The sequence below is a fragment of the Bacillus sp. Y3 genome (assembly GCF_008123875.1).
In the GTDB taxonomy this organism is placed as follows: Bacteria; Bacillota; Bacilli; order Bacillales; family Bacillaceae; genus Bacillus; species Bacillus altitudinis.
Map to the genome: position 1 here is coordinate 69219 of NZ_VSSC01000001.1, position 13560 is coordinate 82778.

Genomic DNA, 13560 nt, shown 5'->3' on the forward strand with positions numbered 1-13560 from the left:
TATCGGAGTTGATGAGTGTGGACATTGTACAGCCATCCTATATGAAAAGTAAATTCGGTTTAGATATCTATTACGAACACTATCCAAATGAAGGTAAGAAGACATTGATTTTGATTCACGGTCTTTTCTCATCTACCTTCAGCTATCGAAAGCTCATCCCGCTTCTGAAACAAGACTTCAATTTAATTGCGATTGATCTGCCTCCATTCGGGCAGTCCGAAAAATCAAATACGTTCATTTACAGCTATCGCAACATGGCAAAAATCATCATTGAACTAGCTGGTTATTTGCAGATTCAGCATGCGATCCTCGTGGGGCATTCCATGGGGGGACAAATTGCTTTATATGCTGCCTCTGAGCGTCCCGACCTATTTGAAAAAGCTGTTCTTTTATGCAGTTCAGGGTATATGAATAAATCCAAAAAGTCGCTTGTTTACAGCACATATATTCCTTATTTTTATCTCTATTTAAAAAGAAAGTTGTTCAAGCAAGGTATTATGAAAAATTTAACCTCTGTTGTGCATGATCATTCGATTATTGATCAAGAGATGGTAGACGGATATTTAAAGCCTTTTTCAGATGACCAAATTTTTAGAGGTATTTTTCGTTTGATTCGGCATAGGGAAGGTGATTTAGCGTCAGATGTCTTAAAGAAAATGGAGACACCTGTCCTTCTGATTTGGGGGGAGGAAGACCGGATCGTTCCTATTCAAATTGGCGAAAGACTTCACAAAGATCTGCCGCATTCAACCTTTCACGCATTAAAAAAAACCGGGCACCTCATCCCTGAGGAAAATCCGGTCTTTGTGTCTGATCAAATTGGTCATTTCAGCCTGTCTTAAAACGAGCAGGAGCTACTTTCTCTTATGATAAAAAGCTGATTTGCGATATGCTGGCAGCTTTCCATCGGAAGAAGCTGATCAAATGAGTGATGGTAAATGGCTTGAATGTCTTTCGCGAAAGATAAAGGGTCTTCTGCGTCGTATAAGGCACTGATGACGTCAGCAGGCTCCGTTTCGTAAAAGTCCTCTCCATACTGAAAAGGGTCCCATGCCTTAATGATTTGAATCATCTCTTCTACAGCTTGACTATCTTTCATAGGGATCACCGCTTATAATAAATTTTGTGATGTTTATTTTAGCACAACCAAGAATGGTTGAAAAACGGCTAGAGGTGGGTTTCATGAATTTCGACGAACAGATCATACGTAAAGGTTCAAAATCAGTCAAATGGGATCAAGCAGAGTCTTTATTCCTGACAACAGATGCGCTGCCAATGTGGGTAGCAGATATGGATTTTAAAGCGCCGCAAGTCGTACTTGATGCTTTAAAAGAACGATTAGATCACGGCGTATTCGGCTATGCATTTCAGGATCAGGATACGCAGCAAGCAGTAGCTGAATGGGTCAAAAGACGACACGGTTGGACGATACAAACAGATACCGTCACCTTCACACCAGGTATCGTGACAGCACTTAGTTTTGCGGTACAAGCCTTTACAGCTCCGAATGATGAAGTGGTCATTCAGTCACCGGTGTATACGCCCTTCTATCAAATGATTGAAAGAAACGGACGTATCGTCTCAACCAACCCTTTAAAAATAGAAAACAACCGTTACATGATGGATTTTGATGATTTAGAGAAGAAATTAAGCAGGCCAGAAGCAAAGCTGATGTTTCTTTGTCATCCGCATAATCCTTCAGGGAGAGCTTGGTCAAAAGAGGAATTAAAGCGTGTAGGAGATTTATGTGTACAGTACGGTGTCACCGTCGTGTCAGATGAAATTCATTCCGATCTGATGCTTTACGGGCAACCGCATGTGCCTTTTGCCAGCCTTTCTGATGAGATAGCTAACATCACGGTAACGTGTATTGCACCGAGTAAAACATTTAATTTAGCTGGTCTTCAGGCATCTGCCATTATCATTTCTGATGAAGAAAAAAGAACCCTTTTCACCAATGAAGTGCAAAGAAATGGATTGTCTAAACTGAATGCCTTTGCTATTCCTGCCATGGAGGCGGCCTATCGCCACGGAGATGAGTGGCTTGATTCACTTGTTCTTTATCTCGAAAATAATATGAAGATCGCAATGGATTATATTGATGAATATCTGCCGAGCATGCGTTATATGAAACCAGATGCTTCTTATCTATTGTGGCTGGATATTCGTAATTATGAGCTCACTCAAGCAGAATTGAAACGTAATCTGCTGAAAAAGGGCAAGGTCATACTAGAGCTCGGAAACGTATATGGGCACGAAGGAGACGGCTTTATTCGAATGAATCTAGGCTGTCCTGCCGGAACAGTAAAAGAAGGTCTGAAGCGCCTTCACCAAGCATTCACTCAATCATCCGAATAAAACCATTTCTATCAAAAGAACATCCTAACGGGTGTTCTTTTTAAAGAAAAAAACCCTCCTATTATCATATCTACTTTGTACATGAAATGATATAATGAGAGGAATTACAATTATTTACGAGGAGAGCATTTAAATGGAAATGTTCAAGGATTTTCTGCTCCATGTATCTTTTATTCTATTTCCAATCTTTTTATATCATGCACTATGGCTAAGCCGGACCCCTGCTCATTTCCCTAAAACGAATAAACTGCTCATCACCATATTTGCATCCATTTCATCAGCACTATGTATTATGTATCCAGTTGGTTCGATTTTAGATTTGCAGACTGGGCTTCAATCGATTCCCCTTGTACTGGCTATTTTATACGGGGGATATACCGCTGGAATCGTCGCTATCTTAGTTAGTTCAACCGTAAAGTTCGTGATGTATGGCTCTTTTTTATGGGTTGGATTGATTGTTGTACCGATTTACTTTTTCATTCCTTTCCTGCTTTACCGGAAATGGCGCCAATATTCTAAGCAGAGAAAGCTGTTATACGGAGTCCTAATTGCGTTATCAAAAGGGATGTTTATTTACATTGGACTGCTTGTGGTCAGCTTAATAGAGTACAGCCCTGCATTCATTATGCAACAAAAGCTGCTCGAATTATTTTTCTCAACTCTTTACTACATATTCTTTCTTGTGCTGAGTATTTATTCCATTGAGTTTGTGAAAGAGAATGCGCAAATGAGAACACAGCTTGTCCAATCAGAGAAACTGACGATTGTGAGTGAACTGGCAGCAAGTGTTGCCCATGAAGTCCGCAATCCGCTGACGGTGGTGAGAGGATTTATCCAACTGCTCTTTTCAAGTGACAATACGAAAGAGCCGTCAACCAATAAAGATTATAAAAATCTCGTTTTATCTGAACTTGACCGTGCGCAGGATATTATTACGAGCTATCTTGATATTGCGAAACAAAATTATTATCAAATAGAGTCTCTCAATTTATCTAAATTACTTGAAGAGTGTGCATCGCTGATGACATCCTATGCGAATTTTAAGTCGGTCACGATTCATCAATCGATTGAACCAGACTTATACATCCAAGGTGATGAAACGAAAATCAAACAAGTCATGATTAATTTAATCAAAAATGCAATCGAAGCAGCGCCCGAACACGAAGGTAAAATCGAACTGTTTGCTTCAAAAGAAAATCATCGAATCTGCCTTTATTTTGTTGATAACGGTGTAGGCATGTCAGAAAGCCAAATGAAAAAGCTTGGTGAACCCTATTACACATTGAAAAATAAAGGAACAGGGCTTGGGTTGACAGTGACATTTTCCATCATTGAAAATCATCATGGAACGATTCGTTTCAAAAGCTCATTGCAGTCTGGTACAACAGTCACCGTGAAGTTTCCTGAAGATACAAGAAGAAAATGATCAATCCATTTTTTTTGTCCTTTTTTCATCGATCTGCTCCTGCTTCTTAGAAGCACGAACGATCAGACGAAAGCAAATAAATGCAGCAGCAAAGAAAAGCACCGTCGTGATTGCCGCAGGGATATACTCCCTTTTATCTTCAGGAAAATACAGTAGAAAGAATATGATGAACGACATGTTCCGCTCTTCCCCCTTTTGCTCGTTTACTTCACTATATTGGCTAAAAGAAAGGAAATACCTTCTTATGCGAAGGAAATGGAGGAATTTCATATGACGGACATTCAGATTGGACAAATCGTGAAAGGTTTTTACAAAACAGGTGTTTACATTGGGGAAGTGACAGCCGTTAAACCATCTACTTATCTCGTTCAAGTAAAAGCGGTTTTAACACACCCCACTCAAGGTGACCTGCATCATCCAAAAGAAGCGGACGTACCTTTTTTTCAGGAAAGACGGGCTTTGGCCTTTAGGGAACAGACGAACATCCCTCATCATATGGTCAAGCCTTATGATGGCGACATACCTGATTATCAAGTATCACTGAAAGACGCCGTAGACAAATTGAAAAAAGGGCTCAGTGCGGATGATTCCAAGTGGGCTGAAAAATCAAGAGCGTGCCTCTCTTCTCTTGAAAAAGATTATTTTCCAGAAGACGCCCGCTAATCTGCCGAATCAAAAAAGTGAGAGAAGTCAATGAGTTCACCAATTTTGGTTGTTTGCGGATTTTCCACATAGGATCGATCTTTTTCAAAAAGGGTGAACAGCTGATAAGTGGTCATGGCATCATCGAGTGCTTTATGATGCTTACCAGCTCCTTCACTGCCGTACTCCTTAGCTGCTTTCCGAAGTCCTGTGAGTGTTCTATCCCCAAAAAAGGTTTTATATTCAAAAGCCAGATCCCTTTGATTCCCCTTAAAAGGAAAACCAATATGATTGAGCATACAGTTTTGCTTCAGTACCTTCATGTCCATATTTCCCCATGTGATAATCTCACAGTCTTCTCCCCCATCGAGTGACACGAGCTTCTCGATAAACGCCTCAAAAGAAATCCCGCTTTCTACATCCTGCTGCGTAATGCCCAGGAACGATTTACAGCGCTTTGTCAGCTTCGGGAACTTTTTCGGTTTGACATAGCTTGAGAATGTGTCTATGATCGTTTCATTTGATGCTTTAACGACACCGGCCTCAATGATTTCCGGGAAAAAATTTTGCGGATGATATTTCCCATCAGGCATCGTAAATTCAAAATCGACCACAAGCAGCGTCTTCTGTTCCATCAGTCTCACCCCACTTTCTCGTCTGTTTTCCATCCTGCTACTATTATATTAAGACGGACTTTGAAATCACTTCATTTTCGTGAAAATAATGCAGATTCACTATGCCCAACCTATTCATCAGATGAAAGATCGTTTATTTTCCTTTATAATTATTAAGGAACACGAAATAAATAAAGAAGGTGGTCTTTATCACAAACAGGAAGAAAAACTTGTACATCATGTGGTTTGTGAACTTTTTTGTATCTGCCAGCATTACAATGATCGTCCCTTTTTTATCACTTTACATAGAGTCTCTTGATAGCAGTTATTCGAATGAATTTGTTCAAAGATGGAGCGGCTATGTCTTTGGGGTTACGTTTTTAACAGCCTTTCTCATTTCTCCAATTTGGGGACGGATTGGTGACCGGCATGGCTATAAAAAGATTTTGCTCATTAATGGCATTGGGATTGCAACAAGCATTTTATTAATGGGGCTTGTTCAAACCGTTTATCAACTATTTGCGTTAAGGCTTTTCATGGGACTTGTGACAGGCTTTATTTCGACTTCGATGGCACTGATTTCTGCACAGACCGAAAAGGCAACAGCCGGTAAGACCCTTGGTACGATGCAGATGAGTAATGTTGCCGGAGGCTTATTCGGTCCATTAATGGGTGGATTTATGGCAGACAGTGTCGGATTCATTTATACATTTTTCTTAACAGCTGCTGTCATATATGTGTCAGCGATTGTCATTATCTTCGGTGTGAAAGAACAGCCGATCCGTTCAAAAGAAGCAAAACGGGTTTCTTACTCACGGAAGGACGTCCTTGTCCATATTTTCAAACAGCCTTTGCTTGTCGTCACCATGCTACTCACATTTATTACGCAAGTCGGGAACTTTAGTATTCAGCCGCTTTTAGCCTTGTACATTCATGATTTACACGGCCCAGTCAATCTTGCCTTTTATGCAGGGCTGGCGTTTTCTGCAACCGGGCTTGGCAATTTGCTATTTACACGGAAATGGGGAGACCTTGGAGATCGTATTGGTCACGATAAGGTGCTGCTCGCCCTTCTCATCCTCTCCTCCATTTTATTCATCCCGCAAGCGATGGCGGATTCCTACGGGATGTTAGTGATCTTCCGTTTCTTATACGGGATGGCACTAGGGGGCATCATTCCTTGTACGACGGCCTATATTCGGATCAAAGCGCCTGCCTCTATGCAAGGGGAAGTGCTTGGTTACAATGTCAGCTTCCGCTTTCTTGGAAATGTCGTCGGACCCGTCATAGGCGGTATTGTGGCGAGTCATTACGGAATTCCAGCTGTCTTTTATGTTACCGCCGGCATTTTCCTTTTCGGGGCATTATTTTTATGGGCGGTCCGCTCACAATCAAAGACAAAAGAGAGGAGTGTCTGATCCATTATCAGATACTCTTTTCTTCTGTCTAAATGCCTTGTTTACTAGACTTCACGTCTATTCTTTTCTAAAAATAACCTTCTCGTAATCGCAAAAGAATGGTACGATATGGCTAGAAATCCGAAGAAAGTGAGTGACCTCATGTTTCGTGCAATCATTGGTTGGTTATTACTTGCTGCCCTCATCCCATTATTTGTTCTGACTTTTTATCTATCAAAGGAAGAAGCCGCAAGTGTAAAACCTGTTAACGAAGTGCTTGATCAAAAAATCAAGCTGGAAAAGGTAGACTTTTCCCAAAACAGTTATATGTATGATCGAGATGGTTCTCTTATCTCTGAGATCGTATCAAACGATGAGAACCGTGTTTTCGTGAAGTACGATAAAATTCCTGATTCCGTAAAGGAGCTGTTCCTCCGATCAGAGGACCGCAACTTTTATGACCATAAAGGCATTGACTTTATGGGCGTGATTCGTGCCCTTGCCGCAAATGTGAAAAACCATGGCATTAGCCAAGGCGCTAGCACCATCACACAACAGTTATCCCGTAATTTATATTTAAGTCATGAACGTTCATTCAGCCGAAAGTTTACAGAACTGCTCTATTCCTATGAGCTCGAGCGAAAATTTACAAAAGAGGAAATTCTCGAAAGCTATTTAAATACGATTTATTTCAGTAACGGGGTTTACGGTGTCGGTTCTGCGGCTAATTACTATTTTGATAAGCCGCTTAGTTCTTTGACACTTGCACAGATGGCATTTATTTCTGCGATTCCTAACAACCCTACGCTGTATGACCCATTGAAACAATTCAAACATACAAAGAAACGCCAGAAACGGCTACTTGGTATTTTAGAAAAAGATGGTGTCATTACGAAGAAGCAATACAAAAAAGCGGTGAAAGAAAAAATCAGCTTGTCCTTAAGTGAAAAGAAAAATCTTTACCCTGATTATGTGACATACGCCAATGAAGAATTTACCGATCTGGTGTCTGATCAGGAAGGCTTTACAAAACGATTGAAAAAAGCCAAAACAGCTGGCGCAAAAAAGGCGATTCAAAAAGAATTATCAGAAAAGGTTAGTGCATTGCTTCAAGATGGTGTGAAGATTTATACAGCACTAGACCCTTCCTTACAGCAAAGAGCGGTCTATCAGCTCAATGCACAATTGCCTTATCAAGGTGTGGAAGGCGGTTCAGCAGTCATTAACCACCAAACCCATCAAATCGTCGCACTTGCTGGCGGGAAGAATTATAAAAAGTTTGATTTCAACTACGCCTATCAAGCGCAAAGACAACCAGGTTCCGCCATTAAGCCGCTGTTAGATTATGGCCCTTATATTGATCAAACCGGTGCCACGGCATCAAGCAAAATCAGTGCCGGCAAGTTTTGCAGTAGCGGATATTGCCCGCAAAACTATAATCATAAAACGTATGGAACTGTAACACTTGAAACAGCCTTTAAGAATTCTTACAATACACCAGCGATTCGTATGCTTGATACAGTCGGTGTCAAAAAAGGCTTCAGCTATTTAGAAAAGTTTTCATTCGAACATATTGTCGCAGATGATTACCGCCTCCCTTCTGCACTTGGAGGATTTACAAAAGGCTTCTCGCCGCTAGAAATAACCGATGCCTATACCGTGTTTGGCAATCAAGGTGCCTATACGCGAAATCACTCCATTACAAAGGTCACAGACTTAAACGGCAAAACCCTTTACAAGTGGAAAGAGTCGCCGAAGCAAATCTATTCTCAGCGTACAAATGAAACAATGCGCAAACTACTTGCCTCTGTTGTGAAAAGTGGAACAGGGAAAAAGGCGAATTTCAATTCTCCTTACATTGGGGGGAAAACAGGGACATCCAATGACTACAAAGACATTTGGTTTGTTGGCCTGACAGATCAATACACAATGGGTGTATGGGTAGGAAGAGATAGAGGAACCGTTGAATCGATTTATAGTTCAAGCCCGCACTTACGTATTTGGAAACAAACTATGCAATACGCTAGATAAACAGGAGGTTTGATTGCAATGCATTCAACACAACCCTCTCACTTCATTTTATTTGACGGTGTCTGCAACGTGTGCAGTGGTGCTGTTCAGTTTATCATCAAGCGCGACCCGAATGAGCGGATGATGTTTGCTTCTTTACAATCAGATACAGGGCAGCGTGTTTTAAAAGAAAACGGCTTGCCTTTAGATGAGTTCAATTCATTCATTTATATTGAAAATGGGACCCTTTATATGAAGTCAACAGGCATCTTAAAAGCCGCGCGGCATTTAAAAGGGATATACAGATGGAGCTATTTACTCCTCGTGATCCCTCGTCCAATCCGTGACTGGTTTTATCAACTCATTGCAAAGAATCGCTACAAATGGTTTGGTCAAAAAACATCCTGTATGATGCCTACACCTGAAATTCAGAAGCGGTTTCTTCCATAAAAAAAGCATCCTCCATCATCGGAGGATGCTTTCTTTCGTCTGATTAAGCTGGCAGACTCGCCATCACACTGTTATAAAGCTTAATAAATAAGTACAAAATGCCAATCAAAAACGTGGCCCAAAACAGCAGATTAAACATCATAAACCCAATTAAATTCAGCATGGAAAGTGATTGATAAATGCGTACCACAACCCAGATAAAATAGACGAGACTTGCTAAAACAAAAAGTCCAACAAGCAGAATGAGCTGCTGCGTCAATAGAAATGCAAGTAAGCTGGCAAACAAATAGACAACCGATGCAATCCGAATTTTCTTTAAGTTCTCCCCTTCAGGGTCCTTTGCAAAAAAGAGCAGCGCCAACTCTAACACCGTATCTGCAATGAGTTTTAAAGCAGATAAAATCATAAAATAAACAAGTGCAAATGCGGCAAATAAAGCAAGACGAATGCCCTGTTCAGAGAAAAATTCCAGCATTCCTTTTAAAATCCCTGCTTGGGTCAAGAAGTCAGTCGTGATACCTACTGTAAAAATAGAAAAGGCAGAGCTGAATAGCAAAATCGAAATCAGCGGAAAATATCCAGTCAAATATGTATTTTTCATAAATAGATCCTTTCTCATAAGCTCATTTTTATTATGGCTCACTTAAAACGGATTGACAAGATGCTTTCCAAGTAAACTGGAATCTAAATCAAATTTGTGATTTTGCACGTACATTCCTTCACAAACTTACATTTTCCCGTTAAAGTATTACTATTACGAAAAAATTGCGCGTTAGGGGTATACTCGTGAAAAAAACTTTAAGACTGCAAACACGGCTGACGATCTTTGTCTGTATTGTTGTCCTGATCTCCCTCTGTATCACATTCTTTACGATCTGGTCAGAAACAGCCAAAAATATTCATCAGCAGGAACGTGATATCGCCCTCTCCACTGCCAAAATGGTCGCAGAGGCTCCGATCACAGCGAAATCATTGGAAAAAGATCAATCATATACAGCACTACGGAAATATACAACCAATGTGCAGCGTATTACCAAAACCGAATTCGTTGTCGTCATGGATATGAACGGTATCCGCAAAACACATCCGAATCCGCAAAAGATTGGGAAGCGATTTGCTGGCGGTGATGAAAAACCGGCATTACAGGGTAAAGAACATATTAGTACCGCATCTGGAACACTTGGCAAGTCCATGCGTGCCTTTGTTCCTGTTTATAACCAAGATGGCAAGCAGCTCGGAGCTGTGGCAGTTGGGATTACATTAAAGGAAATTGATTTAATTATTCATCAAAGCCTGCTCCCGCTCTACTTTGTCACATCGCTTAGCCTTTTATCTGGCATTATCGGCGCACTCATTGTGGCACGTAAAGTAAAAAAGATTATGTTTGGACTAGAGCCAGATGAAATTGCCACCTTATTAAAAGAACGAAGCGCTATGCTAGAATCGACAAAAGAAGGCATTCTTGCCGTCGATCAGCTCGGTAAAATCAAGCTGGCAAATGCAGAAGCTAAACGTCTTTTTCATAATATGGGCATTATGGTTGACCCTAGAGAACAAGACGTACAGGCCCTTCTTCCTTCAAGCGGCTTAAAGCAAGTAATTGAAACACGGAAACCGCTGCTTGATCGCGATGTCAGAATGAACGGATTGGAGCTGGTCTTTAATGAGGTGCCGATTACGGTAAAAGGAGAAATTGTCGGAGCGATCGCAACCTTCCGTGACAAAACAGAAGTCAAACATCTGGCTGAGCAGCTGAGCGGGGTGAAGATGTATGCCAATGCGCTTCGTGCCCAGTCACACGAATTTATGAACAAGCTCCATGTCATTTTAGGATTGGTCCAACTGAAGAACTATGATGACCTTGGCACCTATATTAAAGATATTGCGATTTATCAGCAGACAGAAACAAATGAAATCATCAACCATGTGAAAAACTCTGTCTTAGCCGGGTTTTTACTAGGAAAACAAAGCTACATCAGAGAACAAGGCGCAGCTTTAGAAGTCAATTGCAGTACACAGGTACCAAACTCGGAGGACCCAGCAGTCACACATGACCTTATTACGGTCATCGGTAATCTGTTAAATAACGCACTCGATGCCGTTTCCCATACAGAGAACAAAAATATCTCCATCTCATTCAGATATGTCCAAGAGCAGCTTCATATTGAAATTACAGACACAGGGGTCGGTCTGACAAAAGAAGAACAGGACATTATGTTTGATCAAGGCTTTTCAACAAAAGGAGAAGACAGAGGATTTGGCCTTTACTTTGTTGACCAAAGCATCAAAAAACTGAACGGACATATGATCGTCACAAGCGAAAAAGGAGAAGGAACGACCTTTAGTCTCCGTATTCCATATAAACAAAAGGAGGATTCACATGATTAATGTGTTGATCGTAGAAGATGACCCAATGGTCGGGGAGCTGAATAAACGCTACTTGACCCAAATAGAAGGATTTGAATTAAAAGGGATTGCCACCTCATTTCAGAAGGCACTAGACATCTTAAAATCAGAAATCATTCACCTTGTATTGCTTGATATTTATATGCCTGGACAAAATGGGCTCGCCCTATTATCAGAAATTCGTGAGAAAAATCATTCCGTTGACGTCATCGTCATTTCAGCTGCAAATGAAGTGGATGTCGTACAGCAAACGATGCGAAACGGAGCTGTCGACTATTTAATCAAACCTTTTGAGTTTGAACGCTTCCAATCAGCACTGGCAGAATATAAAAGAAAACATGCCCTATACCAAACGATGAACAGCATCTCTCAAAATGATTTAGACGCGAAGCTTTTTCATAAAAAAGCAGAGGCGGAAAAAGTCCTGCTGCCAAAAGGCCTGACGAAGAGCACACTCAAACTCATCTGGACAAGCATTCAATCATTCGGTCAGCAGGCTTTCACGACCGAAGACCTAGCCAATCATACTGAAATCTCTCAAGTTTCGATTAGAAAATATTTGAAATTTCTTGAGGATATCGAAGTGGTTGATGTGGAGATGGCATACGGGACAATCGGCCGCCCTGTTTTCCAATATAAACTGAATACAAGCAACATGAATTTGATTCAGCAATATCTTTAATTTGACACATCTGACCTTTCTCAAAGGCCAGATGTTTTTTTATGGCATACGATGTCACAAACCCCTTGATATCAGTGGTTCCACTGTAGTAGAGCACATCATAAAAGCGGCATTATATCATATTTCAGCACATAAAAAGACATCGAATTTAGCCTTTTAACATTTTTTTAAAAATAAAACAAATTTCTATTTATTTATTCGATGGGAAATGATAAATTATGATTGATTAGTTCAACGAGATATAAGTCTGATGTCTTACATCTTCTCTCCTGTTTCCATCAATTTTAAAAGAATGCAGGATAAAATACCCTTTTCACAAGGATAGGAGAAGGCAAGAGTCGGTCTTTTTTCGCGAGACTTTTCTGAAACTTTTAAATTTTATAGGGGGTTATGTTTTGAAGAAGCGCAAAATTGGACTTGCATTGTCCTTAGTCGTAGCAGCAGGAACCATCCTTGGAGCATGCGGCAACTCTGGCTCAAACAGCGGTGAAAACAAAAAAGATAAAGATCAATTCACTGTTGCAATGGTAACTGATGTCGGTGGTGTCGATGACAAATCGTTTAACCAATCTGCTTGGGAAGGTTTACAAGCATTTGGGAAAGACAACAATTTAACAAAAGGTAAAAACGGCTTTGATTACTTACAATCTAAATCAGACGCTGACTATACAACAAACTTAAACACACTTGCTCGTGAAAAATTTGATTTGATTTACGGAATTGGTTTCTTAATGCAAGATTCTATTACTGAAATTGCTGATCAACGTAAGAAAAACCACTTTGCCATCGTTGATGCAGTTGTAAAAAAAGACAACGTAGCAAGCATTACATTTAACGAAAACGAAGGTTCATTCCTTGTAGGTGTGGCAGCGGCTCTTTCTACAAAATCAAACAAAATTGGTTTTGTTGGCGGCGTTGATTCTGAATTAATCAGAAAATTCGAAGTTGGTTTCCGTGCAGGCGTTGAAGCAGCTAATCCAAAAGCAAAAGTTGAAGTGAAATATGCTGGTGCATTCGATAAAGCAGACATCGGTAAAGCAACAGCTGAAAGTATGTACAAATCTGGCGTTGACGTCATTTACCACGCAGCAGGCGGAACTGGAACTGGTGTCTTCACAGAAGCGAAAAACCTGAAAAAAGCTGATCCTGACCGCAAAGTGTGGGTCATTGGTGTTGATAAAGACCAGTATGACGAAGGTAAAGTACCTGGAACAAAACAAAGTGTCACTCTTACTTCTATGATTAAGAAAGTAGACACAGCGGTACAAGACTTAACAACAAAAGCAAAAGAAGGTAAATTCCCTGGTGGCGAAGTCATCACGTACGGTCTGAAAGAAGGCGGCGTTGACATCTCTCCATCTCAAGAGAATCTTGATAAAGATGTATTGAAGAAAGTCGAAGAATGGAAACAAAAAATCATCAAGGGTGAAGTGAAAATCCCTGCAACACGTGATGAACTAAAAGATTTTAAAGCTTAATTTGTGCATCGGGATAAGCACGCCTTATCCCCTTGCCTCTCCTTTACCTCCTCTTTATTCGTAAAAGGTGGTAAAAGAAAAGCTGCAGCCTTGTTTT

14 protein-coding genes are annotated in these 13560 nt (G+C 40.6%); 10 read left to right on the forward strand and 4 right to left on the reverse strand.

The features are described from left to right. Positions 1–17: 17 nt before the first annotated feature. A complete protein-coding gene (locus FXF70_RS00415; protein ID WP_148779653.1) occupies positions 18–842 on the forward strand; it encodes an alpha/beta fold hydrolase in 825 nt (274 codons plus the stop codon). On the opposite strand, the gene FXF70_RS00420 is transcribed toward FXF70_RS00415, so the two are convergent. Next, entirely contained in the window at positions 839–1099 is a 261-nt protein-coding gene (locus tag FXF70_RS00420; RefSeq protein ID WP_025207895.1) for a DUF1871 family protein, read from the reverse strand. The genes FXF70_RS00415 and FXF70_RS00420 overlap by 4 nt on opposite strands. A gap of 83 nt (positions 1100–1182) precedes the next feature. Between FXF70_RS00420 and FXF70_RS00425 the strand changes: the two genes are divergently transcribed. Both FXF70_RS00425 and FXF70_RS00430 read left to right on the forward strand, forming a co-directional pair. Further along, positions 1183–2358: a MalY/PatB family protein gene (locus FXF70_RS00425; protein WP_148779654.1), complete on the forward strand. Its 1176-nt coding sequence runs from the start codon at positions 1183–1185 to the stop codon at positions 2356–2358. Positions 2359–2491: 133 nt separating this feature from the next. Then, entirely contained in the window at positions 2492–3784 is a 1293-nt protein-coding gene (locus FXF70_RS00430; protein WP_008345807.1) for a sensor histidine kinase, read from the forward strand. On the opposite strand, the gene FXF70_RS18975 is transcribed toward FXF70_RS00430, so the two are convergent. Then, positions 3785–3961 carry a hypothetical protein gene (locus FXF70_RS18975; RefSeq protein ID WP_008345810.1) on the reverse strand — a complete coding sequence of 59 codons (177 nt, stop codon included), beginning with the start codon at positions 3959–3961 and terminating at the stop codon, positions 3785–3787. Positions 3962–4054: 93 nt separating this feature from the next. On the opposite strand from FXF70_RS18975, the gene kapB reads away from it, so the two are divergent. Beyond that, positions 4055–4447, forward strand: a complete 393-nt coding sequence (gene kapB / locus FXF70_RS00435; RefSeq protein ID WP_017358956.1) for a kinase-associated lipoprotein KapB — start codon at positions 4055–4057, stop codon at positions 4445–4447. Here kapB and kapD read toward each other — a convergent pair. After that, positions 4444–5061, reverse strand: a complete 618-nt coding sequence (gene kapD, locus FXF70_RS00440; protein ID WP_008345814.1) for a 3'-5' exonuclease KapD — start codon at positions 5059–5061, stop codon at positions 4444–4446. The two genes, kapB and kapD, sit on opposite strands and share 4 nt — an antisense overlap. Positions 5062–5279: 218 nt before the next feature. On the opposite strand from kapD, the gene FXF70_RS00445 reads away from it, so the two are divergent. The 3 genes from FXF70_RS00445 to FXF70_RS00455 all read left to right on the forward strand — a co-directional run bounded on the left by FXF70_RS00445 (position 5280) and on the right by FXF70_RS00455 (position 8897). Next, positions 5280–6458, forward strand: coding sequence for an MFS transporter (locus FXF70_RS00445; RefSeq protein ID WP_220482436.1), 1179 nt, complete (start codon positions 5280–5282; stop codon positions 6456–6458). A 108-nt stretch (positions 6459–6566) separates the two neighbouring features. Continuing rightward, positions 6567–8468 carry a transglycosylase domain-containing protein gene (locus FXF70_RS00450; RefSeq protein ID WP_008345818.1) on the forward strand — a complete coding sequence of 634 codons (1902 nt, stop codon included), beginning with the start codon at positions 6567–6569 and terminating at the stop codon, positions 8466–8468. A gap of 18 nt (positions 8469–8486) precedes the next feature. Continuing rightward, on the forward strand, positions 8487–8897 hold the full coding sequence (locus FXF70_RS00455; protein WP_144626082.1) for a thiol-disulfide oxidoreductase DCC family protein: 411 nt from the start codon (positions 8487–8489) through the stop codon (positions 8895–8897). A 43-nt stretch (positions 8898–8940) separates the two neighbouring features. Here the strand turns inward: FXF70_RS00455 and FXF70_RS00460 are convergent, their stop codons facing one another. Next, positions 8941–9498, reverse strand: coding sequence for a YufK family protein (locus FXF70_RS00460; protein ID WP_017367952.1), 558 nt, complete (start codon positions 9496–9498; stop codon positions 8941–8943). Positions 9499–9683: 185 nt separating this feature from the next. Here FXF70_RS00460 and malK point away from each other — a divergent pair, with 185 nt between their 5' ends. From malK to FXF70_RS00475, 3 genes are all read left to right on the forward strand, one after another. Then, on the forward strand, positions 9684–11285 hold the full coding sequence (gene malK, locus FXF70_RS00465) for a malate sensor histidine kinase MalK (RefSeq protein WP_108611603.1): 1602 nt from the start codon (positions 9684–9686) through the stop codon (positions 11283–11285). Further along, a complete protein-coding gene (locus FXF70_RS00470) occupies positions 11278–11985 on the forward strand; it encodes a response regulator (protein WP_024719723.1) in 708 nt (235 codons plus the stop codon). The genes malK and FXF70_RS00470 overlap by 8 nt, the downstream gene beginning before the upstream one ends. A 395-nt stretch (positions 11986–12380) precedes the next feature. Next, positions 12381–13463, forward strand: a complete 1083-nt coding sequence (locus tag FXF70_RS00475; protein WP_035701194.1) for a BMP family lipoprotein — start codon at positions 12381–12383, stop codon at positions 13461–13463. The last annotated feature ends 97 nt before the right edge of the window (positions 13464–13560 follow it).